Origin of the sequence: Streptomyces sp. NPDC001536, assembly GCF_042894505.1 — a bacterium.
Taxonomy (GTDB): Bacteria; Actinomycetota; Actinomycetes; order Streptomycetales; family Streptomycetaceae; genus Streptomyces.
In genome coordinates, this window is the sequence record NZ_JBIAVQ010000002.1 from 701,726 (window position 1) to 728,489 (window position 26,764).

Below are 26,764 nucleotides of genomic sequence, written 5' to 3' on the forward strand. Positions count from 1 at the left end.
TCATGTCCACAGCCCCGCTCCGCAAGCCCGACGATCAGGCCGAAGCCACACAGGAAGCCGTCGCGACCGGCCGCGCCGGCCACCGCGGTGTCCTGTTCGCCATGTGCCTGTCCCTGGTCCTGGTCGTCGCCTCCGTCTCCGCGCTCAACCTCGCCCTGCCCGACCTGGCCATCGACCTGTCGGCGACCAACAGTTCGCTGACCTGGATCGCCGACGGCTACACCGTCGCCCTGGCCGCTCTCGTCCTGCCCCTGGGTGCCATCGGTGACCGTGTCGGCCGCCGCACCGTCCTTCTCGCGGGCACCGTCGTCTTCGGCGCCGCCGCCCTGGCCGCCTCCTTCGCGGACTCCACCACCACCCTCGTCGTCTGGCGGGTCGTCATGGGGCTGGGAGCAGCGATGATCATGCCGGGCACCCTGTCCACGATCACCGCGGCCTTCCCTCCCGAGCAGCGCGCCAAGGGAGTGGCCACCTGGTCCGGCTTCGCCGCGGCGGGCGCCATCATCGGCATGCTCGCAGCCGGCACCCTGCTGGAGTGGTACTCATGGCGGTCGATCTTCGTCACCAGCGCCGCAGCCGCCCTCCTCGCCGCCGTCGCCGCCCTCGTCCTGGCGCCCGACACCAAGGACGAGCACCCGTCCCCGCCCGACGTACCCGGGGCCGTGTGCACGGCCGTCGGCATCGGCACCCTCGTGTTCGCCATCATCGAGGGCAACGAGCAGGGCTGGACGGAGCATGTGGTGATCGCCGCCCTCGTCGTCACGGTGCTGGCCTTCACCGCGTACGCCTGGCTGGGCCTGCGCAACCAGCACCCGCTGCTGGACCCCGCGCTGTTCGGCATCCGCGGCTTCCGGGCCGGCGCCGTCACCGTCCTCGTGCAGTTCATGGCCGTCTTCGGGTTCTTCTTCGTCGGCTTGCAGTACCTACAGCTGATCCTCGGCTACAGCCCGCTCAAGGCCGCCGCCGCCCTCGTCCCCGTCGCCGTCGTCGTCCTGCCCACCTCCCAGGCCACCCCTCACCTGGTCCGGCGAGTCGGCATGAAGGCCACCATGACCGCCGGGCTGCTCCTGCTGAGCGCCGGCCTGTTCGTCATCTCCCTGCTCGACGTCGACTCCGGCTACCTGCCGTTTCTCGGCGGTCTCGTCCTGGCGGGCTTCGGCATCGGCCTGTCCGGCTCCGTGGGCACCGCCGCCATCACCGGCTCACTCGGCCGCGGCCAGCAGGGCGTCGCCTCCGCGATGAACGACACCACCCGCGAGGTCGGCTCCGCCGTCGGCATCGCCCTCATGGGCTCGATCTACGGCAGCCACTACCGCTCCAACCTGCCCGACTCGCTCGACCAACTCCCGACCGAAGCCGCCGAAGCCGCACGCGACTCCGCCGCCGCGGGACTCCACGTCGCCGATCAACTCGGTGCCCGGGGCACGGCCCTCGCTGACGGCGTCAAGTCCGCCTTCATGGACGGCCTGTCCGCCTCGCTGGTCGCGGTCAGCATCATCGTCCTAGCCGCCGCGATCGGCTGCCTGTTCCGCGCGCCGAAGGCACCGCCGACGTCCGACTGACTCGGGCACGGCGGGGACTTCATTCGAGGCCGACGCGCTGCTCGACGAGTTGAGCCGAACCTGTCCCTGACGGAGTTGAGACAGGGTGTTCTCGACCCGCGCCCTCCACACGGTGGACGTCGGGAAACAGGTCGAGGACATCCTGCGGGTCATAGCCCCTTTGCAGCGGGTTCCAGAACAGCGACGCACTCCACGTGATGCGTCATCGGAAACAGATCGAACACCCGCAACGACCGCACCCGGTACCCCCCGTCCCGGAAGTACCCCAGGTCCCGGGCCAGCGCGGCGGGATCGCACGCGACGTACGCGATCCGCCGTGCCCCCAGCGACGACAGATGCCCGACCGTCTTGCGCCCCGCCCCCGCGCGCGGCGGGTCCAGGACGATCAGGTCGACCTCGGTGATCCCGGTGCGCGGGAGGACGGACTCGACCTTGCCCTGCTCGATGCGCACGCGGTCGAAGGCGGCGAGGTTGTGCCGGGCGTCCTCCACCGCGCGCTTGCCGGACTCGATGCCGAGGACGGCGCCCTTGTCGCCGAGCCGGTCGGCGAGGGCTCCCGCGAAGAGACCCACACCGCAGTACAGGTCCAGCGCCATGTCGCCCTTGCGCGGCAGCAGACCCTGCATGACCGCGGTCACCAGGGTGTCGGCGGCCTTCGGATGGACCTGCCAGAAGCCGCCGCTGCCCACGCGGTGCGTACGGCCGTCGGCCCGCTCCCGCACGAAGGCGCGGCCGTGGACGCGGTGGATGCCGCCGTCGTGCTCCTCGACGCGCATGACGGAGACGGGCTTGTCGAGCTCGACCAGCGGGAGCCGGGCGCCCGGCCGCGGCTCCAGGATCACCATGCGGTCCTGCGAACCCGTCGCCGCGATCGCCTCCACCGACGCCATCCCGGCCCAGTCACGGTCCTCGATGCCCAGCTCGCTGACGCCCGGCGCCGCGATCATGCAGTGGTCGATCGGCTCGACCTCGTGCGAGCGGTGGCGGCGCAGCCCCGCGTTGCCGTCGGCGTCCACCGCGTACTGCACCCGGGTCCGCCACTGCGGCACCTCGCCCGCCGGGAGCTTGTCGCCCTCGGCCGGCAGCACGGTGCCGTCCCAGCCGGCCTCCTCGGGCGTGAGCCCCGCGAGCCGCTGGAGCTGCTCGGCGACGACCTCGCCCTTGAGCCGGCGCTGGGCCCCCGGCTTGGCGTGCTGCCAGTCGCAGCCGCCGCAGCGGCCGGGCCCCGCGTAGGGACAGGGCGCCTCGATACGGTCCTTGGAGGCTTCCAGGACCTCGACGGCGTCCGCGCGCAGGAACCGGGCGCCCTCCTCGCCCTCGGTCACCCGGGCCACGACCCGCTCACCGGGCAGCGTGTGCCGGACGAACAGCACCTGGCCGTCGGACGTACGGGCGATGCAGTGCCCGCCGTGCGCGACGGGGCCCACCTCGACCTCGTAGTCGACCCCCACCAGTGATTTCTTCGGTTCTGCCTGCATGGCGGGGAGACTCCACAACGATCGAGTGAGGATGGACCAACGGAACGGGCCCACGGGTGAGCCGACAACAACCCACCACTCTACTTCGGCGTAGACGCCTCCTTCGCCCGCTCCTCCGCCGGCCCCCGCCGCACCGCACCCGGCGCGTTCCAGTCCTGCCGCTTGCGGGCCCGGTTCTTCGCCGCCTCGGACGACTGCAACTGGTACGGCACCGAGGTCACCATGACCCCCGGCGTGAACAGCAGCCGGCCCTTGAGCCGCAGCGCGCTCTGGTTGTGCAGCAGATGCTCGTACCAGTGGCCGACCACGTACTCCGGGATGATCACGGACACCGCGTCCCGCGGCGACTCCTTGCGCAGGCTCTTCACGTACTCGATGACGGGCCGTGTGATCTCGCGGTACGGCGAGTCCAGCACCTTCAGCGGTACGTCGATCCCGCGCCGCTCCCACTCCGCGCGCAGCGCCTTGGTCTCCACCGGGTCGACGTTGACGCTCAGGGCCTCCAGCGTGTCCGAGCGCATCAGCTTGGCGTAGGCCAGCGCCCGCAGCGTGGGGCGGTGGATCTTCGAGATGAGCACGACGGAGTGGACGCGGGAGGGCCGTACGCTGTCGTCGCTCGGGCCTTCGGGGGCCGCGATCTCCTCGGCCACCCGGTCGTAGTGCTTACGGATCGCCGACATCGTCGCGTAGAAGATCACCATGCCGAGCAGGGCGACCCAGGCGCCATGGGTGAACTTGGTGACCAGGACGACGATCAGCACCAGGCCGGTGAAGAAGGCGCCGAAGGTGTTGATGGCCCGGGAGCGGACCATGTGGCGGCGCTTGGCCGGGTCCTTCTCGGTGGCCAGATGGCGGTTCCAGTGCCGGACCATGCCGGTCTGGCTGAGCGTGAAGGACACGAACACGCCGACGATGTAGAGCTGGATCAGACGGGTCGAGTCGGCGCCGTAGATCCACACCAGCAGTCCGGCGGCGCCGGCCAGGAGGACGATGCCGTTGGAGAAGGCGAGACGGTCGCCGCGGGTGTGCAGCTGGCGCGGCAGGTAGCGGTCCTGGGCGAGGATCGAGCCGAGCAGCGGGAAGCCGTTGTACGCCGTGTTGGCGGCGAGGAACAGCACCAGCGCGGTGGCCGCGGCCAGGACGATGAACAGGAAGCTGCCCTTGCCGAAGACGGCCTCGGCGACCTGGGAGATCACCGGGTTCTGCACGTAGTCGGCGCCGAGCGCGACACCGTTGTGGAGCAGGTCCACGGCCGGGTTCTCGGCCATCCGGACCTTGGTGACCGCGGCCAGCGCGATGATGCCGCAGAACATGGTGACGGCCAGCAGGCCCATCATCGCGAGCGTGGTGGCCGCGTTCTTGGACTTGGGCTTGCGGAAGGCCGGGACGCCGTTGGAGATCGCCTCGACGCCGGTGAGCGCGGCACAGCCGGAGGAGAAGGCGCGCAGCAGCAGGAAGACCAGGGCGAAGCCCGCCAGGCCCTGGTGTTCGGCCTTGATCTCGTACGACGCCGTCGGCGCCCGCATGGTCTCGTCGAGGACCAGCCCGCGGAACGCGCCCCAGGCGATCATGATGAAGACGCCCGCGACGAAGACGTACGTCGGGATCGCGAACAGCGAGCCGGACTCCTTCACGCCCCGCAGGTTCATCAGGGTGAGCAGCACGATCACGGCGATCGCGCAGAGCACCTTGTGCTCGACGACGAAGGGCACCGCGGAGCCGAGGTTCTCGATGCCGGAGGAGATCGAGACGGCGACGGTCAGGACGTAGTCGACGAGCAGGGCGCTGGCGACGGTGAGGCCGGCCTTGGGACCGAGGTTGGTGTTGGCCACCTCGTAGTCACCGCCGCCGCTCGGGTAGGCGTGGACGTTCTGTCGGTAGGAGGCGACCACCGTGAACATCAGCACGACGACCGCGACGGCGATCCAGGGGCTGAAGTGGTAGGCCGACACACCCGCGATGGACAGGACCAGCAGCACCTCGCCGGGCGCGTACGCCACAGAGGAGAGCGGGTCGGAGGCGAAGACGGGGAGGGCGATGCGCTTCGGCAGGAGCGTTTCCCCCAGCCGGTCACTGCGCAATGCGCGCCCGATCAGAATCCGTTTGGGCACGTCGGTCAGTTTGGACACGACAGAACATCGTAGGCGTTCGAACGGGTGCCCAACCACCCGCCACCCCGCTTCTGCCCTCCGGGTGAAAACACGAGGCGCCCCGGCTGCGGATTCCGCAGGTGGCCGGATGCGCATGCCTATATGACAAAAGCCCGTCTGCCGCCGCCCCTTGGAGGTCCCATGCACGCCACCGCAGAGCTGATCGGTGCCGCCGCCACCCTCGTCGGCCTCGGAATCCTGACATTGGTGAGCGTGCGCAGCATCAGCCGCCGCTGATCGTCCCGATCACCGGGACAACCGTGCACAGGGGTGCCGCCGTCCTACCGTGCGTGTGTAGCTTGGGCGACGGTCTGAGACCCTGATGGGGCTGAGCAGTATCTCTTGACACCGGAAGGACGGTCGTGCACATCGTCATCATGGGCTGCGGCAGAGTGGGTTCCGCTCTCGCCCAGACCCTGGAGCAACAGGGGCACACGGTCGCCGTGATCGACCAGGACCCCACCGCCTTCCGACGACTGGGCTCCGGATTCGGAGGCCGGCGTGTCACCGGAGTCGGCTTCGACCAGGACACCCTGCGCGAGGCGGGCATCGAGGAGGCCGGCGCCTTCGCCGCGGTCTCCAGCGGCGACAACTCCAACATCATCGCCGCCCGGGTGGCCCGCGAGATGTTCGGCATCGAGAACGTCGCGGCCCGCATCTACGACCCCCGCCGCGCCGAGGTCTACCAGCGTCTGGGCATCCCGACGGTGGCCACGGTCCGCTGGACGGCCGACCAGATGCTGCGCCGGCTGCTGCCCTCGGGTGCCGAGCCGCTGTGGCGCGACCCCACCGGTGGCGTCCAGCTGGCCGAGGTGCACACCTCCGCCTCCTGGGTGGGCCAGCGGATCAGCCGCCTCCAGGAGGAGACGGGCGTCCGCGTGGCGTTCCTGACCCGCCTCGGCGAGGCGATCCTGCCCAGCTCCCAGACGGTGCTGCAGGAGGGCGACCTGGTGCACGTGATGATGCGCACCGACGAGGTCGACAAGGTCGAGGCGGCGTTCGCCAAGGGTCCCGAAGAGGAGAGCGGTCACTGATGAGGGTCGCCATTGCCGGTGCCGGTGCGGTGGGCCGCTCGATCGCGGGCGAACTGCTGGAGAACGGCCACGAGGTCCTGCTCATCGACAAGGCGCCCACCGCCATCTCGGTCGAGCGCGTCCCCCAGGCGGAGTGGCTGCTGGCCGACGCCTGTGAGATCACGTCCCTGGACGAGGCGGCGCTCCAGCGCTGCAACGTGGTGATCGCCGCGACGGGCGACGACAAGGTCAACCTGGTCGTCTCACTCCTCGCGAAGACGGAGTACGGCGTCCCGCGCGTCGTCGCCCGGGTGAACAACCCGAAGAACGAGTGGCTCTTCAACGAGTCCTGGGGCGTGGACGTCGCCGTCTCCACCCCGCGTCTGATGTCGGCCCTGGTCGAGGAGGCGGTGAGCGTGGGCGACCTGGTCCGCCTCCTGCGCTTCAGCCACGGTGACGCCAACCTCGTCGAGCTGACCCTCCCCGAGGAGTCGGCCCTGGCCGGCACCCAGGTCGGCGATGTCGAGTGGCCGCAGGACACGTCCCTGGTGACGATCATCCGCGGCAACCGTGTCCTGACCCCGACCCAGGACGACTCCCTGGAGGCCGGCGACGAGCTCCTCTTCGTGGCCGCCCCGGCCCGTGAGGAGCAGTTGGAGGACCTGCTGTCGGTGCGCCGCGAGGACGCGACGAGCTGACGTCTTCAGGCGCTACGACGACGGAGGGCGCCCTGAGCGATCAGGGCGCCCTCCGTCGTCGTACGAGAAGTACCGGAAGTACCGGAAGTACGGGAAGCTACGCCTCGCGCCGGTGCCGGGCGGCGCCGGTCGTCTCGCCGCGCTCCTCGGCCAGGGCCGCCTTGCGCTCCTCCTCCGCCTTCTCGGCCGCCTCCATCTCCGCGAACACGTCGATGGGCGCCGGGGCCTTCGCCAGGAAGACCCAGGTCAGCCAGACGGCGAGCAGGAACGGCGGGATCTTCAGCGCGACCAGCACCCAGCCCAGCTGCGCGGTGTCGGCCCACCAGTACAGCGGGAAGAGGATCGCGCACTTGGCGAGCAGGATCGCGCCCCAGGCGTAACTGGCCTTGGCGTACGCCTTCTTGCGGCCCGGGTTGCGGGTGCGCCAGGAGAGGTTCTCCTTGAAGACCGGGCCGAGGATCAGACCGATCAGCGGGACCCCGCACAGCGTGGTGATGATGTAGGCCAGGCCCAGCCCCAGCGTGTAGAGCATGCCGGGCAGGTAGAAGTCCTTGGCGTTGCCGGTCATCATCGCGAAGACGACACCGAAGGCGACGCCGAAGACACCGCTGAAGGCGTGCTTGACGGTGTCCTTCGTCACCAGGCGGACCACGACCAGGATCAGCGACACCGCGAGCGCGGCGATCGCGGACATGTGGAGGTCCTTGTTGATCGTGTAGATCGTGACGAAGAGGAGGCCGGGCAGCACCGTCTCCACCATGCCCCGCAGGCCTCCGAAGGCCTCGAACAGCGCGGCCTCGGTCACCGCCCGGGCGTCGTGCTGCTCAGTGTCTTCCGTCGGCTTGTCGAGCGACGTCACCGGCTACTCCCTACCGAGGGGTCTCAGTTCGTATTTCGGGTTGAACAGCACCCGGCGGCCCCGGCTCATCGAGATCCGGCCCGATGCGATCAGCTTGCGCCCCGGCTCGATCCCCACGATGGACCGCCTGCCGAGCCACACCACGTCCAGTGCGGCGGAGCCGTCGAACAGCTCGGCCTCCAGCGCGGGGACACCGGCTCTGGGGCGCAGCGTGACCGTGCGCAAGGTACCAGTAACGGTCACGATCTGCCGGTCGTGGCAGTCACCGATCTTGATGCAGCCTGCGGTCTCGGCGTCCTCCCGCAGCTCCTCCGACTCCAGGTCCTCCTGGGACGAGGAGAGCCTGTCGAGCATGCGCCGGAACCGGCCCACCGGCTTTTCGGAACGCGGAACAGCACTCATATGTGAAGCGTACCGGGGTGCACTGACACCTTCGTACCCGCGGTACTAGCCCTCGAACCGATAGCCCATACCGGGTTCCGTGACGAAGTGCCTGGGATGCGAGGGGTCCGCCTCCAGCTTCCTGCGCAGTTGCGCCATGTAGACGCGCAGGTAGTTCGTCTCGGTTCCGTACGAGGGCCCCCACACCTCCTGGAGCAGCTGTTTCTGGCTGACCAGACGACCGGTGTTGCGCACCAGCACCTCCAGCAGATGCCATTCCGTGGGGGTCAGGCGTACGTCCTTGCCGCCCCGGTTGACCTTCTTCGCGGCGAGGTCGACGGTGAACTCCTCGGTCTCCACCGTCGTCACGTCGTCCTCGCCGGGTCCGACCGGCTCGGCCCGCCGGACCGCCGCCCGCAGCCGGGCCAGCAGCTCGTCCATGCCGAAGGGCTTGGTGACGTAGTCGTCGGCGCCCGCGTCGAGGGCCTCGACCTTCTCGTCGGAGGAGTGCCTCGCGGACAGCACCAGGATCGGCACCCGGGTCCAGCCGCGCAGGCCTCTGATGACCTCGACGCCGTCCATGTCGGGCAGCCCGAGGTCCAGGACGACCACGTCGGGGTGGCGGGCGGCGGCGAGCCGGAGGGCGGTGGCGCCGTCGTGGGCCGCGTCGACCTCGTACTTGCGGGCCTTGAGGTTGATCACGAGGGCGCGCACGATCTGCGGCTCGTCTTCGATCACGAGCACCCGGGTCATGTGACCTGCCTTTCGGGTTGTACGACCAGTTGTGGCTCAGGGGGTGATCCTGCCGCCCGGAGCGTGAGGACCATGGTCAGGCCGCCGCCCGGCGTGTCCTCGGCGTTCAGCGTGCCGCTCATCGCCTCGGCGAAACCACGGGCGACCGCGAGGCCGAGGCCGACCCCGGCGCCGCGCGGGGCGTCGCCGTAGCGCTGGAAGGGCGCGAAGATGCGCTCCTTGGCCTCGTCGGGGACGCCCGGGCCGCGGTCGACCACCCGGACCTCTACCCGGTCGGCGATGGCGCTGGCGGACACCAGGACGGCTTTGCCCCGCGGGCTGTACTTGACGGCGTTCTCGACGAGGTTGGCCACGGACCGCTCCAGCAGCCCCGGGTCCACGGCGACCATGGGCAGCGTCTCGGGGATGTCCAGCTCCACGCTGTCCTCGGGCACCCCGCCCAGCGCCATGGGGACGACCTCGTCGAGGTCGATCTCCCGGATCAGCGGGGTGACGGTGCCGGTCTGGAGCCGGGACATGTCGAGCAGGTTCCCGACGAGGTGGTCGAGCCGGTCGGCCCCCTCCTCGATGCCCGCCAGGAGCTCCGCCTGGTCCTCCTCGGACCATGCCACGTCGTCGGAGCGCAGGGAGGACACCGCCGCCTTGATCCCGGCCAGCGGGGTCCGCAGATCATGGCTCACGGCGGCCAGCAGCGCCGTGCGGATCCGGTTGCCCTCCGCCAGCGCGCGGGCCTGGTCGGCCTCCTCCTGGAGCCGTCGCCGGTCCAGCGCGACGGCCGCCTGCGCGGCGAAGGCGGCCAGCACCCGGCGGTCCTCCGCGGGCAGCACCCGCCCGGTCAGCGCGAGGGCCATGTGGTCGCCGACCGGCACGTCCACGTCCGCGTCCTCCGGCCGCTCGACCGGGCGCTCGGGCCCGGCCCGGCCCGCGCAGGTCCACGGTTCGACATCGCTGACGCGCTCCAGGAGGGCCGCCGACTCCATCCCGAAGGTCTCCCGGACCCGTTCGAGGAGTTCCTCCAGGCTGGTCTCGCCGCGCAGCACATTGCCCGCGAGGAAGGAGAGGATCTCCGACTCGGCCCGCAGCCGGGCCGCCTGGTGGGTGCGCCGGGCGGCGAGGTCGACCACGGAGGCGACCGAGACACCGACGCCGACGAAGATCGCGATGGCGACGATGTTCTTGGGGTCGGCGATGGTCCAGTGGTGCAGGGGCGGTGTGTAGAAGTAGTTCAGCAGCAGGGAGCCGACCGCGGCCGAGGCCAGCGCGGGCAGCAGTCCGCCGAGCAGGGCGGCCGCGACCGTCACGGTCAGGAACAGCAGCATGTCGTTGGCGAGGCCGAGGTCGACGGTGCTGAGCAGCAGGGCCATGACCGGCGGGCCGACCACACCGACCGCCCAGCCCCAGATGATCCGGGCCCGTCCGAGCCGCGCGCCCCGGGCGACGGGCAGTCCGCGCCCCTTGGCGACCTCGTCGTGGGTGACGATGTGGACGTCCAGGTCGGGTCCGGACTCCCGGGCGACCGTGGCGCCGACTCCGGGGCCGAAGACGTACTGCCAGGTCTTGCGGCGCGAGGATCCGAGGACGATCTGGGTGGCGTTGGCGCCGCGCGCGAAGTCGAGCAGGGCCGCGGGTATGTCGTCGCCGACGACGTGGTGGAAGGTGCCACCGAGGTCCTCGACGAGGGTGCGCTGGACGGCGAGTTCCTTGGGCGAGGCGGCGGTGAGTCCGTCGCTGCGGGCTATGTAGACCGCGAGCACCTCCCCGCCGGCGCCTTTCTCGGCCAGCCGCGCGGCCCGCCGGATCAGGGTCCGCCCCTCCGGACCCCCGGTCAGGCCGACCACGATCCGCTCCCGCGAACCCCAGATCTTCGAGACCCGGTGCTCGCTGCGGTACTGCTTGAGGTACTCGTCGACCCGGTCGGCCACCCACAGCAGCGCCAGCTCCCGCAGTGCGGTGAGGTTCCCGGGCCGGAAGTAGTTCGACAGCGCCGCGTCGACCTTGTCGGACCGGTAGACGTTCCCGTGCGCCATCCGCCGCCGGAGCGCCTGGGGCGACATGTCGACAAGCTCGATCTGATCCGCCCGCCGCACCACCTCGTCCGGCACGGTCTCCCGTTGCCGCACCCCGGTGATCGACTCGACGACGTCCCCCAGCGACTCCAGATGCTGGATGTTCACCGTCGACACCACGTCGATCCCAGCCGCCAGCAGTTCCTCCACGTCCTGCCACCGCTTGGCGTTGCGGGAGCCGGGGACGTTGGTGTGGGCGAGTTCGTCCACCAGGGCGACGGCGGGGGCGCGGCGCAGTACGGCGTCCACGTCCATCTCGGTGAAGGCGCTCCCCCGGTACTCCAGCTCCCGGCGCGGGACCTGCTCCAGCCCGTGCAGCATCACCTCGGTGCGCGGCCGGCCGTGATGCTCGACGAACGCCACGACGCAGTCGGTCCCCCGCTCGATCCGGCGGTGGGCCTCGGACAGCATCGCGTACGTCTTGCCGACGCCCGGTGCCGCACCGAGGTAGATCCGAAGCTTGCCGCGTCCCATGGGTCCTATTGTCTGCCGGTCACTACTGCCTACGCAGCGTCGACCTTACGACGAACAATCCCGCCAAATGGGGCCAGGGCAACCCCGGAGGCGGTCTTTGACACAACCCTGACGGCACGCCCCCGAGCGCACCCGGCCGGCACACGGCGACGGTGCCGTGCCGCCGGCTCAGTCCTCGACGATCTCCCCGTCCCGCAGCTCCAGCACCCGGTCGGCCAGATCCAGCAGGGTCGCGTCGTGCGTGGCGACCAGCGCGGTGACGTTCTCGCTGCGTACGACGGCCCGCAGCAGCTCCATCACGGCGTGCCCGGTCTCCGCGTCGAGCTGGCCGGTCGGCTCGTCGGCGATCAGGAGCGAGGGGCTGTTGGCGAGGGCGCGGGCGATGGCGACGCGCTGCTGCTGGCCGCCGGAGAGCTCGGTGGGCCGCTGTGCCGCGTGGTCGGCGAGGCCCACCAGGGACAGCAGCAGTTCGACGCGCTCCTCACGCGCGCGTGCCTCGGCCCGGCGCAGCCGCATCGGGACGCCGACGTTCTCGGCGGCGGTGAGGATGGGGATGAGCCCGAAGGACTGGAAGACGAAGCCGATGCTGTCCCGGCGCAGGGCGAGCAGTCCGTCCTCGTCGAGCCCGGCGAGATCGCGCCCGCCGACCTCGACGCGCCCCTCGTCCGGGGTGTCGAGCCCGCCGACGATGTTGAGGAGCGTGGTCTTCCCCGACCCCGACCGGCCCTTCAGGGCGACGAGTTCACCGCGTGGCACCTCCAGGGAGACCCCGCGCAGGGCGTGGACGACGCCGGCTCCGCGCCCGAAGGACTTGTGGACGTTCTCGACCCGCACCATGGTCTCGGTGACCACCTGGCTCATCTGCCGCTCCCCCGTGAAGCCTTCGACCGGGCGCCAGTATCCCCACCGGATGCCCGGCCGATCAACGGTTTCAGCTCAGGTTGTCCCCGTGGGTGAGGGTCTCCCAGGCCACGAACAGATTGTTGCTGCCGGCCGGGCGGTTCCGCTCGGTCAGCGCCTGCGTGTTAGTCATGGCCATGCCAATCCTGTTGTGCAGGGCGTTGTAGCCGACCTCGGTGACCGGCCCGAGGCCCAGATGCAGCGACCCGCCGCACAGCCAGCTCGGCACGGCCGTACCCAGCTCGTACTTGGCCTGGAACCCGAGCGCCTGCCGCAGCCGCTCGCCCACGTCGGTCCCGTACAGGTCCTGCCCCTGGATGCGGCTGGTCTCGGCGACGTGCGAGATCGCCGAGATGCCGTAGCCGGTGTGCGTGAGGTCGCGGCAGGTCTCCTGGGTGAGGCCGGTGACGAAGGTGGACTGCCCCTGCCAGTACCTGACGACCTTGTCCCGGGTGTCGAGGTTCTGGCTCGGCACGATCTTCGGCAGCTCGCCGTCGGAGGCGAGGTAGACATAGGCGGCGGTGCGCGTGCGGAACTTCGCCGTGGCCTTGTCGTACGACGCCTTGTCCTCCAGGAAGACGGAGATGCCGACGGCGGCCTCCATCATCGACAGCTCCCAGTTTCCGTTGGAGTTGGAGCCGTTGATGACCTCCGGGAGGTAGACGTCGCGGAGCATGGTCGCGAAGCGCCCGGAGCCGGCCCAGCCTCCCGTGTACGTGTGCTTGATGATCTCGGCCGCCTTCGGCCAGGAGGAGCCGGCCCAGCCGGCCTGGAGGGGCGCGTTGCTGTTGGTGTGGTCCGTGACGACCGCCGACCAGGCGTCCATCAGCTGGATGGACTTCTTCGCGTGGCGCTCGTCGCGGGTGATGTACCAGGCGAGGGCCTGGGTGTACGCCGCCAAGGCGTCCTCGCGCTCGTCGGTGCAGCCGTGGTTGGGGTTCGAGTACGAGCCGCACTCGACGACGGCGCGGGGCTTGGGCGTGCGGTTCAGATCGGCGTACTTGCTCGCCATCATCTGGTCGTAGGCGCCCTTCCAGGGCTGGGCGCCGGCGTTGACCTTGGCACGGGTGAAGTCCAACTGGCCCTTGGAGACGGTGACTCCGGGGTGGGCGAAGGTGGCGGGAGCGGCGTCGGCGGGCCAGGCGAGGGCACCGGCGACGAGCGCGGCGACGGCCGCGAGGAGAGCGGTTCTGCGCATGCGTGGGGGGCCTTCCGTTCTCGTATATGAACGTGAAGCGCCTTTATGAACAGACGCGTTGGCCGGAGACGGTAGGTACAGACCAATGCGCCGTCAAGAGTCCGCGCACGAGAAAGGGCCGCACCCCCGTGGGGATGCGGCCCTGGTGCTTCTACGTGGCTCAGCGAACCTCGGTGATCTCCGGGCCGCGCTGGAGCTGGCCCATGCCGCCGGAGAAGCGGGAGCCCTCCTGGTCCTGCTGCTGGACGCCCTCGGGGACCATCTGGGCGTCGTTCGGCAGCTTGAGGACGATCGGGTCGCGAGGCGCCATCGGGCCCTCGCCGCGGACCACGACCGTGTCCCGGAAGATCTGCTCGAGAAGACCCGCGGCCTGCGGCTGCACCGCGCCCTGGCCCGAGATCACACCGCGCAGGAACCAGCGCGGACCGTCCACACCGACGAACCGCACCACCTGGAAACCGCCCGTGCCGTCCGGCAGCTGCACCGGCACCTGGGCCCGCAGCTCCCAGCCCAGCGGACCCTCGACCTCGTCGACGATGCCGCCCTGCTGGGTGATGCCGGTGGCGATCTCCTCGCGCACCTCGCCCCAGATGCCCTCGCGCTTGGGAGCGGCGAAGGCCTGGAGCTGGACGGCGCTGTCGCGCAGCACGACGGTCGCCGCGACGATCGCGTCACCCGCGACCTCGACCCGCAGCTCCATGCCGTCGACGCCAGGCACGAAGAGACCGCCCAGGTCCACGCGGCCCTCGCCGGGCTCGCGCACCTCGGTGTCGTCCCAGGGCCCGTCGGGCCGCGGCTCGGGCTCGAGCCTCACACGCTCACGCGCGCCGTCCTCGTCGTCCGCCTCAGTGTCGACACTGTCGACGACCTGCTCGGCCTCGCCGGCCGCGTCCTCGGCGGCACCCTTCTTCTTGCGACGTCCGAACACGTCACTGTCCTTCCCGGTCGGATACGACCGATGCGTATCGATTCCCACCCGTTGCGCCGCCGTCGGCGGCCTGACCGCTTGTGCTGCTAGCCCCGGCCACCGCGGCATGGCCTCCGGTGGACCCGAAGCCCCCTTCGGCCCGCGCCGAGTCGGGAAGTTCCGCGACCTCCTGGAAGCGGACCCGCTCGACCTGCTGGACGACCAGTTGGGCGATCCGGTCGAAGCGCTCGAACCGCACCACCTCGCGCGGGTCGAGATTCACCACGATCACCTTGATCTCCCCACGGTACCCGGCATCAACCGTCCCCGGGGCATTCACGAGAGCGACACCGCAGCGGGCGGCGAGGCCGGATCGGGGGTGCACGAAGGCCGCGTACCCCTCCGGGAGCGCCACAGACACCCCGGTGGGCAGTACGACCCGCTCACCCGGCTTCAGTTCACAGCTCTCGGTGGTGCGCAGATCGGCTCCCGCGTCACCGGGGTGCGCGTACGACGGAAGCGGTACGTCGGGGTCGACGCGCCGGATCAGCACGCTCAGGGGTTCACGGCTCACGGGTTCACCTCGAAGGCACGGGCACGCCGGACCTGGTCCGGGTCGTCCATGGCGGCCCGGATCTCCTCCGGGCGGCCGTTGTCGATGAAGTGGTCGACCTTCACCTCGATGAAGAGCGCCTCCGCACGGACGGCGACGGGCCCGTCGGGGCCGCCGATCCGTCCGGTGGCGGTCGAGTAGATCTTCCGTCCCGCGACGGCCGTCACCTCGGCCTCCAGGTACAGCACCGTGCCCACCGGGACGGGTCGCGCGAAGTCGGTCTCCAGACGTCCGGTCACCGCGATCGTCCGCAGCAGCCAGTTCAGCGAGCCGAGGGTCTCGTCGAGGGCGGTCGCGAGCACGCCGCCGTGCGCGAGGCCCGGGGCACCCTGGTGGGCGGGCCGCACGGTGAACTCGGCGGTGACCGAGACCCCTTCGCCGGCCCGGGCCGCCAGGTGCAGTCCGTGGGCCTGCTCGCCGCCGCAGCCGAAGCACTGGCCGTAGTGCGCGCCGAGGAGCTCGCCGGGTGCGGGCGCGTCGGGGTGACGCACCGGCCGCACGGCATCGGCGGGAGGCTGAAGAGCTGCGGAACTACCACTCACAGCCGCAGACCTTACCCGCGCGTCGGCCTGTGACTAACACCGTGCCAAGCTTGGCTCCATGCAGCTCTCCGCCACCCCCTACGAAGAACGCCTCACCGCCCCCCGCTCGTGGTGGCTCATCTCGTTCCTGGTGGGGGTCTCCTTCGCCCTGATCCTGCTGCCGTTCGGCACGCTGCCGCTGCTCGGCGGCCTGGTCGGCGGCACCGCGGCCGCGGCCGTCGTCGCCAGCTCGTACGGCTCGCCCCGCATCCGTGTGGTGGGCGGCTCGCTGATCGCCGGCGAGGCGAAGATCCCGGTCACGGCGCTGGGTGCGGCGGAGGTACTGGACGCGGAGGAGGCGCGCGCCTGGCGCACGTACAAGGCCGACACCCGCGCCTTCCTGCTGCTGCGCGCCTACATCCCGACGGCACTGCGGGTGGAGGTCACGGACCCCGAGGACCCGACTCCGTACCTGTATCTGTCGACGCGGGAGCCGGAGCGGCTGGCCGAAGCGCTCCAGCAGGCGCGGGACGCCGCCTAGAACATTCGCGCGAGGCTTCACTCCGCGGCGGACCCGCCTCTCTCACGAGGCCCGGAATCTCACGGAACTCTTACCGGGGGCCGCGGCCCTCGCCGTGTCCCCGCCCCAGTTCCTTCGCGATGTCCCCGATCTCCAGGGGATGCGCCGGTTCCTCCAGCGGCGGGAGCGCGTCGAGCGCCTCCCAGGGCACCTGCGTCTTGCGCAGGTCCGCGCGGATGCGCGCCGCGAGCTTCTTGGTGTCTCTGCGGTTCATGACCGCGCCCACGGCCGCGCCGACCATGAACGGCATCAGGTTCGGCAGGTTCCGGACCATCCGCTTCATGATCTGCTGCCGCAGCTGCGCTTTCATCGGGCCGCCGAGGGCGGAGTTGATCGTCGACGGTTTGGTCACGTCGATACCGCGCTCCCCCGACCAGGAGTTCAGATACGCGGTGCTGCGGTCCTTGAGACCGCCCGGCGGCCGGGCGCCGTAGACCTCGTGGAGCTCGGCGATCAGCTTCAGCTCGATCGCCGCGACCCCGGTGATCTCCGCGGCCAGCTCCGTCGGCATCGCCGGCGGGACAGGCAGCATCGCCGCCGCGCCGATCCCGGCCCCCACGGTCGAGGAGGCGTTCGCGGCGCCCGCCACGAGCTTGTCGGCGATCTGCTCGGGCCCGAGGCCCGGGAACTGCCTGCGAAGCGTCTGAAGGTCGCGTACGGGGATCCGTGGGGCGTTGTCGATGATCCGGTCGGCGAGGTACGCCAAGCCCGCCCTGGCGCGGCTACCGCCTCTGCGGACGCCTTCCCCGACCTTCTCGCGCATCACCGCGACCCGTCGCCTGGCGACGGGCGCGGGATGGTCCACGGGCGCCGGGTGGTCACCCCGGCCTGCCGTGGGTTCGAGCGAGGCCCCCGGACCTGATGAGCCCCGCTCGTCGTCACGCGCACCGTGAGAGCCGTCGGACGGCCCTTGGTCCGCTCCCGGCAGGGGGGAGCGGCGCTTCCAGGGAGGGGTCGAGCCAGTCACGGCCGACCCGTCCTCAGTCGCAGTCGCGGCAGATCGGCTGACCGTTCTTCTCGCGGGCCAGCTGACTGCGGTGGTGCACCAGGAAGCAGCTCATGCAAGTGAACTCGTCCTGCTGCTTGGGCAGTACCCGGACGGCCAACTCCTCGTTCGAGAGGTCCGCGCCGGGAAGCTCCAGGCCTTCGGCGGCCTCGAACTCGTCGACATCCACGGCGGAGGTCGACTTGTCGTTCCTCCTGGCCTTCAGCTCTTCAAGACTGTCCGAGTCGACGTCGTCGTCGGTCTTGCGTGGGGTGTCGTAATCCGTTGCCATGTCGCTCTCCCCCTCTGGGTGTCTGCGGTGTCTCCAGCGCACGTAACGCGTGAGAGGCCGGACTTGTGCCCGACCCGAGGCGGAGATTTTGCCTCACATCAAGGTCTGTTACTCAATCGACACCCAACCGGACTCCTCTTGAGTGATCGGCTGGGATGGCGAAGGGGACCGTACACGGTCCGAATGCCGCACTTCAAAGGCGTCTCACCGTGTACTTCCCGTGATCAAGCCCCTCGAAAACCCGGACTTTCCCGGCTTTCCGCCAGCATTCTTGATCACTGACAGTAGATGGCCGGAAATTCGCCCTTGTGATCGATCACACACGGGACAGCTCGACGAGTGCCCAGAAAATTCCGCGCAAAGCGAACATCCCCGTGTGTCGGCGACATGATCTCAGATCGGCAGGGTGACCCGCATCACGAGACCTCCCCCTTCTCGCGGCTGTGCGTAGATGTGCCCGCCGTGCGCCCGGGCGACCGAGCGGACGATGGACAGACCGAGACCGACACCCTTGTCGCTGCCGGTGCGATCGGCGCCCCTCAGCCGCTTGAACGGCTCGAAGAGATTGTCGATCTCGTACGCCGGCACGACCGGGCCCGTGTTCGACACGACCAGGACCGCCTGGCCGTGCAGGACCTCGGTGGTGACCTCGACCCAGCCGTCGTCGGGCACGTTGTACCGCACGGCGTTCTGGACGAGGTTCAGCGCGATCCGCTCCAGCAGCACACCGTTGCCCTGGACGACCGCGGACTGCCGCTCGCCGCGGATCTCCACGCCCTTCGCGTGGGCCTCCGCGTGCACCTGGTCGACGGCCTGCTCGGCCACCTCCGCGAGGTCCACGGGCTTGCGCTCGACGATCTGGTTGTCGCTGCGGGCGAGCAGCAGCAGGCCCTCCACGAGCTGCTCACTGCGCTCGTTGGTGGCCAGCAGCGTCTTGCCGAGCTGCTGGAGCTCCACCGGCGCACCCGGGTCCGAGAGATGCACCTCCAGGAGCGTGCGGTTGATCGCCAGTGGCGTTCTCAGCTCGTGCGAGGCGTTGCCGACGAACCGCTGCTGGGCCGTGAAGGCCCGCTGCAGCCGCTCCAGCATGTCGTCGAAGGTGTCGGCCAATTCCTTCAGCTCGTCGTCCGGTCCGTCCAGCTCGATCCGCCGGGACAGGTCCGAGCCGGCCACCGCGCGGGCGGTCCGGGTGATCCGGCCCAGCGGCGACAGGACCCGGCCGGCCATGGCGTAACCGAACGCGAAGGCGATGATCGCGAGGCCGAGGAGGGCGAGGAGGGAGCGGCTGAGGAGGTTGTCCAGGGCGTGCTGGCGCTGCTCGTTCACACACTCGTTGAGCGCGTGGTTGAGCTCGGACGCCGGCAGCTGGGTGGACACGATGTTGCAGTTCTCGCTGGACACCGTGCCGGTGACGACCTTGAAGGGCAGGTCGCTGCCGACGTTCAGCGCGTTCGCGGCCAGCAGGTAGATGATCGACAGCAGCAGGATGCCGGCGATCAGGAACATGCCGCCGTACAGCAGTGTGAGCCGTATGCGGATGGTCGGGCGCAGCCAGGGGAACGGCGGTTCGACCCGCCGGGGGTCCCAGGTGGGCTTCGGAGGCGCCCCGGGAGGCGCGGGAGCGGCGGCCATGGCGGATCAGATCCGGTAGCCGGAGCCGGGCACGGTGACGATGACGGGCGGCTCGCCCAGCTTGCGGCGCAGGGTCATGACGGTGACCCGGACGACGTTGGTGAACGGGTCGGTGTTCTCGTCCCAGGCCTTCTCCAGGAGCTGCTCCGCGGAGACGACCGCGCCCTCGGAGCGCATGAGCACCTCCAGGACGGCGAACTCCTTGGGAGCGAGCTGCACCTCCTTGCCGTCGCGGAAGACCTCGCGGCGGTTGGGGTCGAGCTTGATGCCGGCGCGCTCCAGGACGGGCGGCAGCGGCACGCTGGTGCGGCGGCCGAGGGCACGCACGCGTGCCGTCAGCTCGCTGAACGCGAAGGGCTTGGGCAGATAGTCGTCGGCGCCGATCTCCAGGCCCTCGACACGGTCGCTGACGTCGCCGGACGCGGTGAGCATCAGCACGCGTGTGGGCATGCCGAGCTCGACGATCTTGCGGCAGACGTCGTCGCCGTGCACCAGCGGGAGGTCACGGTCGAGGACGACCACGTCGTAGTCGTTGACGCCGATGCGCTCCAGGGCGGCCGCACCGTCGTACACGACGTCGACGGCCATGGCCTCCCGGCGCAGTCCGGTGGCCACCGCATCGGCGAGCAGTTGCTCGTCCTCGACGACGAGTACGCGCACGTCGCTTGTCCTTCCTGTGTCCACCCGCGTAGCGCTTCTCGGGCACGCGAGCGGGGGCCTTGGTGAGTGTGTTGACCTCCATCCTGCCCTTTTCGGCCATAAGTCGGCTGTAAGACGGGGAAGGGCCGTCTGAAGGCCAGGTGTGAGCCCGGGTGAAGGTCAGGTGTGAAGCCGGGGAATGCGAGATTTTCTCGTCGGGTTGAGGTTTCCGTGGAAGAGAGCGGGGGGAGGACGGCTTTACACCCCGCGATCACGCTCTGCATGTGCCGCAGCACCATGCGGTACACCGCAATCCGCTTTCCGCAGAGCGGGCGTGGGTGTCCGGCGCCGCCGCCGCCCAGCAGGGCAGCGCTGGGCATCTGCTGGAGGCGTGATCGCCCCTTCCGAACGGCACACCCCCGTGCCACCGACCCACGACGACCCAGGACGAGGGGGCGCAGCATGGACGCATTCACCGCAGGACTTCTGCAGCGCATAAGGGCGACCGAGACCGACCTGACGCGGGCTCGTAACGAGGGCGACGACTTCCTCGTCGAGGTGGAGCAGGGCGAGCTCGAAGACCTGCGCCGTCTCGCCGCCGAACATGGCGTGGAGGTCAGCGCTTAGCGTCTGATCGGCTTTGAGCACGACAGTGGGCCCCGGTGAATCCAGCACCGGGGCCCACTGCTGTGCGCTCTGTCGGTGCCCGTCAGTCGTGCCAGGCCCCGAAGTCCTCCAGAAGCCGCTGGAGGGGCTCGAAGACGCCCGGGGTGCCGGCGATCGCCAGATCCCGTGCGGGGCGCTCTCCGGGGCGTCCACCGGTCAGGGCGCCCGCCTCCCGGGCGATCAGGTCGCCCGCCGCGAGGTCCCAGGGGTTCAGGCCGCGTTCGTAGTAGCCGTCGAGGCGGCCCGCGGCCACGTCGCACAGGTCCACCGCCGCCGATCCGCTGCGGCGGATGTCCCGGAGGAGCGGGATGAGCCGCTGGGCGACCTCGGCCTGGTGGGCCCGGACCTCGAGGACGTAGTTGAAGCCCGTCGAGACCAGGGCCTGGTCCAGGGGCGGTGCCGGGCGGCAGGCCAGCCTGCGCTCGCCGTCCCACGCGCCCGTGGCCCAGGCGCCCTCGCCCGTCACCGCGTGGTACGTCTCGCCGCGCATCGGGGCAGCCACCACTCCGACGACCGTCTCGCCGTCCTGCTCGGCCGCGATGGAGACGGCCCAAGTGGGCAGTCCGTACAGGTAGTTGACGGTGCCGTCGAGCGGGTCGATCACCCAGCGGACGCCGCTCGTGCCCTCGCTGGAGGCGCCTTCCTCGCCGAGGAAGCCGTCGTCGGGGCGGTGGGAGGAGATCAGGTCGGTGATCAGTTTCTCCGCCGCGATGTCCATCTCGGTGACCACGTCGATGGGGCTCGACTTGGTGGCGGCCACCGCCAGGTCGGCCGGGCGGCCGTCCCTGAGGAGGGCACCGGCCTTGTGGGCGGCCGCCTGGGCGAGTCGGAGCAGTTCCGTGTGCAGGGGGGCGGTCACGGGGTTCCTCACGCGTAGGGGCTGTCGGCGCCCGCGGCGGCGGGGCGGGGGGCGCGGGACGGGCAGCAGCCGACCGGGCAGAGGTTGTGGCTCGCGCCGAGTGCGCCGAGGGCGCAGGGCGTGACCTCCTGGCCGCGCTCGACGGCGGCCCGCTCCAGGACCAGGTCGCGGATCGCGGCGGCGAACCGCGGGTCGGCGCCGACCGTGGCCGAGCGGCGCATCGGCAGGTCCAGTTCCTCCGCCTTGGCCTTGGCCTCGGTGTCGAGGTCGTACAGGACCTCCATGTGGTCGGAGACGAAGCCGATGGGGGCGATCACGACCGCGGGGGCGCCGGAGGCGTGGCGCTCCTCCAGGTGGTCGCAGATGTCCGGCTCCAGCCACGGGATGTGCGGGGCGCCCGAGCGGGACTGGTAGACGAGCTGCCAGGGGTGGTCAACGCCGGTGCGCTCGTGGACCGCCTCGGCGATCAGCCGCGCGACCTCCAGGTGCTGCTCCACGTACGCGCCGCCGTCGCCGTGGTCCTCGACCGGCCCTGAGGTGTCCGCCGACGCGTTCGGGATGGAGTGGGTCGAGAAGGCGAGGTGCGCGCCGTCCCGGACGTCCTCGGGGAGGTCGGCGAGGGATGTCAGGACGCCCTCGATCATGGGCTCCAGGAAGCCCTCGTGGTTGAAGTAGTGCCGCAGCTTGTCGATCTTCGGAAGCTCGACGCCCTCGGCCTCCAGCGCCGCGAGCGAGTCGGCGAGGTTCTCCCGGTACTGGCGGCAGCCCGAGTAGGAGGCGTACGCGCTGGTGGCGAGGACCAGGATGCGGCGGTGGCCGTCGGCGACCATCTCGCGCAGGGTGTCCGTCAGGTACGGGGCCCAGTTGCGGTTGCCCCAGTAGATCGGCAGGCCCAGGCCGTGGTCGGCGAAGTCCTTGCGCAGGGCGTCCAGCAGGGCGCGGTTCTGGTCGTTGATGGGGCTGACCCCGCCGAACAGGAAGTAGTGCTGCCCGACTTCCTTCAGGCGTTCCTTGGGGATGCCGCGCCCTCGCGTCACGTTCTCCAGGAACGGGACGACGTCGTCCGGGCCCTCCGGGCCGCCGAACGAGAGCAGGAGCAGGGCGTCGTAGGGGGTGGCATCGAGCGCGTCTCGCATGGGTCGATCCTGTCATCCGGTACTGACAGCCGGGAAACGGCGGGGTGCCGGACGGAGTTCCGGTACCGGCCCGCCAGGTGCATTAGGGTCACCTAACTCGTAAGCTGTATCCGCCGCGTTCGCGCCTTACCGGCCGAGCCACCCCTTCCTGACCGGAGCCCCCCGTGCCGAGCCCCTACCTCGCCCTGTTCGCCGCCCCCGGCAGCAAGGGCTTCTCCGCCGCGGGGTTCCTCGGCCGGATGCCGTTGTCGATGATGGGCATCGGCGTGGTGACCATGGTGTCGCAGCTCACCGGGCGGTACGGGCTCGCCGGCGCGCTGTCGGCCACCATGGCGCTGGCCGCGGCGGTGGCGGGCCCCCAGGTCTCGCGGCTGGTGGACCAGCACGGGCAGCGGCGGGTGCTGCGACCGGCGACGCTGATCGCCCTGGTCTCGGCGGCCGGGCTGCTGTTCGCCGCGCACTACAGGTGGCCCGACTGGACGCTGTACGTGTTCAGCGCGGGCATCGGGTGCGTGCCGAGCATCGGCGCGATGATCCGCGCGCGGTGGGCCGCGCTGTACGGCGGGACGCCGCAGCTGCACACCGCGTACTCGTTCGAGTCGGTGATCGACGAGGTCTGCTTCATCTTCGGGCCGATCATCTCGATCGGGCTGTCCACGGCGTGGTTCCCGGAGGCGGGGCCGCTGCTCGCCGCCTGCTTCCTGGCGGTCGGTGTCTTCTGGCTGACCGCTCAGCGCGCCACCGAGCCCGCACCGCACCCGCGCGAGAAGCACGGCGACGGCGGCAGCGCCCTGCGCTCCCCCGGGCTCCAGGTCCTGGTGGCCACGTTCGTGGCGACCGGCGCCATCTTCGGGGCCGTCGACGTGGTCACCGTGGCCTTCGCCGACGAGCAGGGCCACAAGGGCGCCGCGAGCATCGTGCTCGCCCTGTACGCGGCGGGCTCCTGTGTGGCCGGCCTCGTCTTCGGACTGCTGCACTTCAAGGGGGCGCCCGAACCTCGCTGGCTGCTGGGCATATGCGCGATGGCCGTGAGTATGATCCCCCTCCTACTGGTCGGAAACTTGCCGTTTCTGGCTGTGGCGCTGTTCGTTGCGGGCCTGGCCATCGCTCCCACGATGATCACCACGATGTCCCTCATCGAGCAGCACGTACCACGCGCGCAGCTGACCGAGGGCATGACCTGGATCAGTACCGGGCTCGCGGTCGGGGTCGCGCTCGGCTCCTCCGCGGCCGGCTGGGTCATCGACGCGGCCGGGGCGCGCGCCGGGTACGGGGTTCCGGCGGTGTCCGGGGCCGTCGCGGTCGCGGTCGGTTTTCTGGGGTACCGCCGGCTCAAGGGGCCGGCTCCGCGTCGGGGAGGCACCGTTGAGCAGCACAGCGAGCGGGAAGAACGGCACGTGGCGTAACTGGGGTGGAAACGTCGCCGCCCGTCCCGCGCGGGAGGTCACTCCCGCCTCGGTCGAGGAGCTCGCGGACGCCGTACGGAAGGCTGCCGCGGACGGCCTGCAGGTGAAGGCCGTCGGCACCGGGCACTCCTTCACGTCCATAGCCGCCACCGACGGTGTGTTGATCCGCCCTCAACTGTTGACCGGCATCCGCGACATCGATCGCGACGCCATGACGGTCACGGTCGAGGCCGGCACCCCGCTCAAGAGGCTCAACATGGCTCTCGCGCGGGAGGGCCTGTCGCTCACGAACATGGGCGACATCATGGAGCAGACCGTCTCCGGCGCCACCAGCACGGGCACGCACGGCACCGGCCGCGAGTCCGGTTCGATCGCCACCCAGATCAAGGGCCTTGAGCTGGTGACGGCCGACGGTTCGGTGCTCAGCTGCTCCGAGAAGGAGAACCCCGAGGTCTTCGCGGCCGCCCGCATCGGCCTCGGCGCGCTCGGCGTCGTCACCGCGATCACCTTCGCCGTGGAGCCGATCTTCCTGCTGACGGCACGCGAAGAGCCGATGCCCTTCGACAAGGTGCTCGCCGACTTCGACGAACTCTGGGCCGAGAACGAGCACTTCGAGTTCTACTGGTTCCCGCACACCGGCAGCACCAACACCAAGCGCAACAACCGCAGCGCGGGCCCGGAGAAGCCGGTGCCGCAGCTCCAGGGCTGGATCGAGGACGAGTTCCTCTCCAACGGCGTCTTCCAGGTCGCCCAGTGGGTCGGCCGCGCGGCGCCGGGGACGATCCCGACCATCGCCCGCGTCTCCAGCAAGGCCCTGTCCTCGCGGACCTACACGGACATCCCCTACAAGGTCTTCACATCACCGCGCCGGGTGCGCTTCGTGGAGATGGAGTACGCCGTCCCGCGCGAGGCCGTCACCGAGACGCTGCGCGAACTGAGGACCATGGTCGAGCGCTCCGGCCTCCGGATCAGCTTCCCGATCGAGGTGCGCACCGCGCCGGCCGACGACATCACCCTGTCCACCGCGTCGGGCCGCGACAGCGCCTACATCGCCGTGCACATGGTCAAGGGCACGCCGTACCAGGCGTACTTCACCGCCGCCGAGCGCATCTTCACCGCGCACGAGGGGCGTCCGCACTGGGGCAAGGTGCACACGCGCGACGCCGAGTACTTCGCCGGGGTCTACCCGCGCTTCGGCGAGTTCACCGCGCTGCGGGATCGGCTTGATCCTGATCGCCGGTTCCAGAACGACTACTTGCGGCGGGTGCTGGGCTCGTAGCGCTGTCGGCCGGTGACGGCGCCGCTGACCGTGGTGCCGCCCATGGTGACCCCGGAGGCGCGACGTCTTGGTCCCTAACGGCCTTGGCGGGGACCCTTTTCGCCGATATCGGGCCTTCCGCGCATGTAGTCACCTTGCCCGCCTTTCCCGTACTTGACCAACCAACTGCACGAGAAAAGGACGTACGCACGAAACCAATAGTTCCGTTTCTGGTGATTCCGTGAAGTGCGCCACGTTCAAGATCCGCAAATTCGCGCGAGAGGCCGCCAAGTCCCGTCCGTTGCCAGAAGTTGGGCGGCGCGCCAATCCACGCACGTGGTCCAAATGGAGTACTGTTGCGAGCCCTGGATCCGGTCTCCCGCCAGGGCGTCCGCGGCTCCAAGGACCGCCAGGAGGGGGCTAGTTGCACAGGGTGACGGAGTTGGTCACTTAGCGTTGCGAATAGGTAACCGTGCCATAACGGCGATCCAGGGCCCGTGCCCGACACGCCGGGCAACTCGGCAAGGTTGTGGCAGGCTGCACCCGGGCAGGCCACACTCGACTAGCGGAAGCAGCGACGCACGTGACGTCGGCAGGCACCACCCGGGAGGTCCCCATGCCCGAACTGCGTGTCGTGGCCGTCTCGAATGACGGCACACGGCTGGTGCTGAAGGCTGCGGACAGCACGGAGTACACGCTTCCGATTGACGAGCGTCTGCGCGCCGCGGTACGCGGCGACCGTCCCCGCCTCGGCCAGATCGAGATCGAGGTGGAGAGCCATCTCCGCCCCCGCGACATTCAGGCACGTATACGCGCCGGTGCGACGGCCGAAGAGGTCGCGCAGATGGCCGGCATCCCCGTGGACCGCGTACGCCGTTTCGAGGGCCCCGTGCTCGCGGAGCGCGCGTTCATGGCCGAGCGGGCACGCAAGACACCCGTCCGCCGCCCCGGCGAGAACGCGGGTCCCCAGCTCGGCGAGGCCGTCCAGGAGCGACTGCTGCTGCGCGGCGTCGAGAAGGACACCGTCCAGTGGGACTCGTGGCGCCGCGACGACGGCACCTGGGAAGTGCTGCTGGTCTACCGCGTCGCGGGCGAACCGCACTCGGCGAGCTGGACGTACGACCCGCCCCGGCGGCTCGTCCAGGCCGTCGACGAGGAGGCGCGCTCGCTGATCGGCGAGTCCGACGACCTCGCCGTGCCGGAGCCCAGCTTTCCGTTCGTCCCGCGGATCGCGCGGCTGCCGCGCGACCGTCCGCTGGACCGTGCCCTCGAACGAGGGCCGAGCCTGCCCGTGCCGGCGCCCGAGCCGGTCGAGGAGGCCACGGCCGAACGGGACTCGCTGACCAGCCTGCTGGAGGCGGTCCCCAGCTTCCGGGGCGACCTGGTGGTCCCGGAGCGCCCGTCGGAGCCCGCCCCGCCCGTGGAGGAACCCCCCGCCGAACCCGAGGCGGAGGAGCCCCCCGCCCCGGCGGCCTCCGCCGGCTCGGCCTACGCGGACGTCCTCATGCCCCGCTCCGTCGGCAGCCACCGCGACCGCCTCATCGGCTCCACCGACCGCCAGGCAGAGGCCGACGGCGTCCGCCCCGGCCGCCGCGCGGCGGTCCCGAGCTGGGACGAGATCGTGTTCGGCACGCGTCGGAAGAAGCAGGAGTAGTCGGTCGTACGGCTGTGAAGACGGCCGTACGAGGATGAGGGCCCGCTGCCGTTCGGCAGCGGGCCCTCATCCTTGGCGGCGCGG

General features: G+C 70.5%; 25 protein-coding genes. 8 read left to right on the forward strand and 17 right to left on the reverse strand.

All coding sequences use genetic code 11. From position 1 onward, the window contains the following. Positions 1-2 precede the first annotated feature (2 nt). Positions 3-1,562: an MFS transporter gene (locus ACFY0U_RS08225; RefSeq protein WP_388632006.1), complete on the forward strand. Its 1,560-nt coding sequence runs from the start codon at positions 3-5 to the stop codon at positions 1,560-1,562. Positions 1,563-1,711: 149 nt separating this feature from the next. Here the strand turns inward: ACFY0U_RS08225 and ACFY0U_RS08230 are convergent, their stop codons facing one another. Further along, positions 1,712-3,040, reverse strand: coding sequence for a class I SAM-dependent RNA methyltransferase (locus ACFY0U_RS08230; RefSeq protein WP_388632009.1), 1,329 nt, complete (start codon positions 3,038-3,040; stop codon positions 1,712-1,714). Between the two features lie 80 nt (positions 3,041-3,120). Further along, positions 3,121-5,169 carry an APC family permease gene (locus ACFY0U_RS08235; RefSeq protein WP_388632012.1) on the reverse strand — a complete coding sequence of 683 codons (2,049 nt, stop codon included), beginning with the start codon at positions 5,167-5,169 and terminating at the stop codon, positions 3,121-3,123. Between the two features lie 383 nt (positions 5,170-5,552). Here ACFY0U_RS08235 and ACFY0U_RS08240 point away from each other — a divergent pair, with 383 nt between their 5' ends. Together ACFY0U_RS08240 and ACFY0U_RS08245 are read left to right on the forward strand one after the other, a co-directional pair. After that, positions 5,553-6,224, forward strand: coding sequence for a TrkA family potassium uptake protein (locus ACFY0U_RS08240; protein ID WP_171140693.1), 672 nt, complete (start codon positions 5,553-5,555; stop codon positions 6,222-6,224). Beyond that, entirely contained in the window at positions 6,224-6,901 is a 678-nt protein-coding gene (locus ACFY0U_RS08245; RefSeq protein WP_266821273.1) for a TrkA family potassium uptake protein, read from the forward strand. The genes ACFY0U_RS08240 and ACFY0U_RS08245 overlap by 1 nt, the downstream gene beginning before the upstream one ends. Before the next feature lie 97 nt (positions 6,902-6,998). Here the strand turns inward: ACFY0U_RS08245 and ACFY0U_RS08250 are convergent, their stop codons facing one another. The 9 genes from ACFY0U_RS08250 to ACFY0U_RS08290 form a co-directional block, all read right to left on the reverse strand. Further along, on the reverse strand, positions 6,999-7,760 hold the full coding sequence (locus ACFY0U_RS08250; protein WP_388632017.1) for a DUF3159 domain-containing protein: 762 nt from the start codon (positions 7,758-7,760) through the stop codon (positions 6,999-7,001). 3 nt (positions 7,761-7,763) lie between these two features. Further along, a complete protein-coding gene (locus ACFY0U_RS08255) occupies positions 7,764-8,162 on the reverse strand; it encodes an OB-fold nucleic acid binding domain-containing protein (RefSeq protein WP_046257102.1) in 399 nt (132 codons plus the stop codon). Between the two features lie 45 nt (positions 8,163-8,207). Beyond that, positions 8,208-8,894, reverse strand: coding sequence for a response regulator (locus ACFY0U_RS08260; RefSeq protein WP_388632020.1), 687 nt, complete (start codon positions 8,892-8,894; stop codon positions 8,208-8,210). Beyond that, positions 8,891-11,434 (reverse strand): ATP-binding protein, encoded by a 2,544-nt coding sequence (locus tag ACFY0U_RS08265; RefSeq protein ID WP_388632023.1) that lies wholly within the window; start codon positions 11,432-11,434, stop codon positions 8,891-8,893. Before ACFY0U_RS08265 ends, ACFY0U_RS08260 begins: the two co-directional genes overlap by 4 nt. A gap of 168 nt (positions 11,435-11,602) precedes the next feature. Beyond that, positions 11,603-12,295: an ABC transporter ATP-binding protein gene (locus ACFY0U_RS08270; RefSeq protein WP_388632025.1), complete on the reverse strand. Its 693-nt coding sequence runs from the start codon at positions 12,293-12,295 to the stop codon at positions 11,603-11,605. A 70-nt stretch (positions 12,296-12,365) separates the two neighbouring features. Continuing rightward, positions 12,366-13,532, reverse strand: coding sequence for an alginate lyase family protein (locus ACFY0U_RS08275; protein ID WP_388632028.1), 1,167 nt, complete (start codon positions 13,530-13,532; stop codon positions 12,366-12,368). 160 nt (positions 13,533-13,692) lie between these two features. Then, positions 13,693-14,460 (reverse strand): DUF3710 domain-containing protein, encoded by a 768-nt coding sequence (locus ACFY0U_RS08280; RefSeq protein ID WP_388632030.1) that lies wholly within the window; start codon positions 14,458-14,460, stop codon positions 13,693-13,695. A 1-nt stretch (position 14,461) separates the two neighbouring features. Further along, positions 14,462-15,013, reverse strand: coding sequence for a dUTP diphosphatase (gene dut / locus ACFY0U_RS08285; RefSeq protein ID WP_388632033.1), 552 nt, complete (start codon positions 15,011-15,013; stop codon positions 14,462-14,464). Beyond that, positions 15,010-15,594: a PaaI family thioesterase gene (locus ACFY0U_RS08290; protein WP_388632036.1), complete on the reverse strand. Its 585-nt coding sequence runs from the start codon at positions 15,592-15,594 to the stop codon at positions 15,010-15,012. Before ACFY0U_RS08290 ends, dut begins: the two co-directional genes overlap by 4 nt. 58 nt (positions 15,595-15,652) lie before the next feature. Between ACFY0U_RS08290 and ACFY0U_RS08295 the strand changes: the two genes are divergently transcribed. Further along, a complete protein-coding gene (locus ACFY0U_RS08295; protein WP_388632038.1) occupies positions 15,653-16,114 on the forward strand; it encodes a DUF3093 domain-containing protein in 462 nt (153 codons plus the stop codon). Positions 16,115-16,184: 70 nt separating this feature from the next. On the opposite strand, the gene ACFY0U_RS08300 is transcribed toward ACFY0U_RS08295, so the two are convergent. The 4 genes from ACFY0U_RS08300 to ACFY0U_RS08315 form a co-directional block, all read right to left on the reverse strand. Next, entirely contained in the window at positions 16,185-17,120 is a 936-nt protein-coding gene (locus ACFY0U_RS08300) for a hypothetical protein (protein WP_388632041.1), read from the reverse strand. Positions 17,121-17,133: 13 nt separating this feature from the next. Then, the gene (locus tag ACFY0U_RS08305; protein WP_005481602.1) at positions 17,134-17,430 is read right to left on the reverse strand and encodes a DUF4193 domain-containing protein; all 297 of its coding nucleotides are present in this window, start codon (positions 17,428-17,430) and stop codon (positions 17,134-17,136) included. Positions 17,431-17,823: 393 nt separating this feature from the next. Beyond that, positions 17,824-19,062 carry a sensor histidine kinase gene (locus ACFY0U_RS08310; RefSeq protein WP_388632044.1) on the reverse strand — a complete coding sequence of 413 codons (1,239 nt, stop codon included), beginning with the start codon at positions 19,060-19,062 and terminating at the stop codon, positions 17,824-17,826. A gap of 6 nt (positions 19,063-19,068) precedes the next feature. Then, complete coding sequence (locus ACFY0U_RS08315; protein WP_007385219.1) at positions 19,069-19,722, reverse strand: response regulator transcription factor; 654 nt, start codon at positions 19,720-19,722, stop codon at positions 19,069-19,071. Between the two features lie 441 nt (positions 19,723-20,163). Here ACFY0U_RS08315 and ACFY0U_RS08320 point away from each other — a divergent pair, with 441 nt between their 5' ends. Then, entirely contained in the window at positions 20,164-20,328 is a 165-nt protein-coding gene (locus tag ACFY0U_RS08320) for a hypothetical protein (RefSeq protein WP_199924513.1), read from the forward strand. 82 nt (positions 20,329-20,410) lie between these two features. Here the strand turns inward: ACFY0U_RS08320 and ACFY0U_RS08325 are convergent, their stop codons facing one another. Further along, a complete protein-coding gene (locus tag ACFY0U_RS08325; protein ID WP_388632047.1) occupies positions 20,411-21,226 on the reverse strand; it encodes an inositol monophosphatase family protein in 816 nt (271 codons plus the stop codon). Between the two features lie 8 nt (positions 21,227-21,234). Next, positions 21,235-22,362 (reverse strand): ferrochelatase, encoded by a 1,128-nt coding sequence (locus tag ACFY0U_RS08330; protein ID WP_388632049.1) that lies wholly within the window; start codon positions 22,360-22,362, stop codon positions 21,235-21,237. Between the two features lie 164 nt (positions 22,363-22,526). On the opposite strand from ACFY0U_RS08330, the gene ACFY0U_RS08335 reads away from it, so the two are divergent. From ACFY0U_RS08335 to sepH, 3 genes are all read left to right on the forward strand, one after another. After that, a complete protein-coding gene (locus ACFY0U_RS08335; protein WP_388632051.1) occupies positions 22,527-23,768 on the forward strand; it encodes an MFS transporter in 1,242 nt (413 codons plus the stop codon). Further along, positions 23,728-25,047 carry a D-arabinono-1,4-lactone oxidase gene (locus tag ACFY0U_RS08340; protein WP_388632053.1) on the forward strand — a complete coding sequence of 440 codons (1,320 nt, stop codon included), beginning with the start codon at positions 23,728-23,730 and terminating at the stop codon, positions 25,045-25,047. The genes ACFY0U_RS08335 and ACFY0U_RS08340 overlap by 41 nt, the downstream gene beginning before the upstream one ends. Before the next feature lie 595 nt (positions 25,048-25,642). Then, complete coding sequence (sepH, locus tag ACFY0U_RS08345; RefSeq protein ID WP_388632056.1) at positions 25,643-26,680, forward strand: septation protein SepH; 1,038 nt, start codon at positions 25,643-25,645, stop codon at positions 26,678-26,680. Positions 26,681-26,764 lie beyond the last annotated feature (84 nt).

Excerpts from the sequence above, each read along its gene's own strand:
- ACFY0U_RS08225 (WP_388632006.1), top strand. The coding sequence starts at position 3 with ATGTCCACAGCCCCGCTCCGCAAGCCCGACGATCAGGCCGAAGCCACA.
- ACFY0U_RS08230 (WP_388632009.1), bottom strand. The coding sequence starts at position 3,040 with ATGCAGGCAGAACCGAAGAAATCACTGGTGGGGGTCGACTACGAGGTC.
- ACFY0U_RS08245 (WP_266821273.1), top strand. The coding sequence starts at position 6,224 with ATGAGGGTCGCCATTGCCGGTGCCGGTGCGGTGGGCCGCTCGATCGCG.
- ACFY0U_RS08255 (WP_046257102.1), bottom strand. The coding sequence starts at position 8,162 with ATGAGTGCTGTTCCGCGTTCCGAAAAGCCGGTGGGCCGGTTCCGGCGC.
- ACFY0U_RS08260 (WP_388632020.1), bottom strand. The coding sequence starts at position 8,894 with ATGACCCGGGTGCTCGTGATCGAAGACGAGCCGCAGATCGTGCGCGCC.
- ACFY0U_RS08265 (WP_388632023.1), bottom strand. The coding sequence starts at position 11,434 with ATGGGACGCGGCAAGCTTCGGATCTACCTCGGTGCGGCACCGGGCGTC.
- ACFY0U_RS08270 (WP_388632025.1), bottom strand. The coding sequence starts at position 12,295 with ATGAGCCAGGTGGTCACCGAGACCATGGTGCGGGTCGAGAACGTCCAC.
- ACFY0U_RS08275 (WP_388632028.1), bottom strand. The coding sequence starts at position 13,532 with ATGCGCAGAACCGCTCTCCTCGCGGCCGTCGCCGCGCTCGTCGCCGGT.
- ACFY0U_RS08295 (WP_388632038.1), top strand. The coding sequence starts at position 15,653 with ATGCAGCTCTCCGCCACCCCCTACGAAGAACGCCTCACCGCCCCCCGC.
- ACFY0U_RS08305 (WP_005481602.1), bottom strand. The coding sequence starts at position 17,430 with ATGGCAACGGATTACGACACCCCACGCAAGACCGACGACGACGTCGAC.
- ACFY0U_RS08310 (WP_388632044.1), bottom strand. The coding sequence starts at position 19,062 with ATGGCCGCCGCTCCCGCGCCTCCCGGGGCGCCTCCGAAGCCCACCTGG.
- ACFY0U_RS08320 (WP_199924513.1), top strand. The coding sequence starts at position 20,164 with ATGGACGCATTCACCGCAGGACTTCTGCAGCGCATAAGGGCGACCGAG.
- ACFY0U_RS08330 (WP_388632049.1), bottom strand. The coding sequence starts at position 22,362 with ATGCGAGACGCGCTCGATGCCACCCCCTACGACGCCCTGCTCCTGCTC.
- sepH (WP_388632056.1), top strand. The coding sequence starts at position 25,643 with ATGCCCGAACTGCGTGTCGTGGCCGTCTCGAATGACGGCACACGGCTG.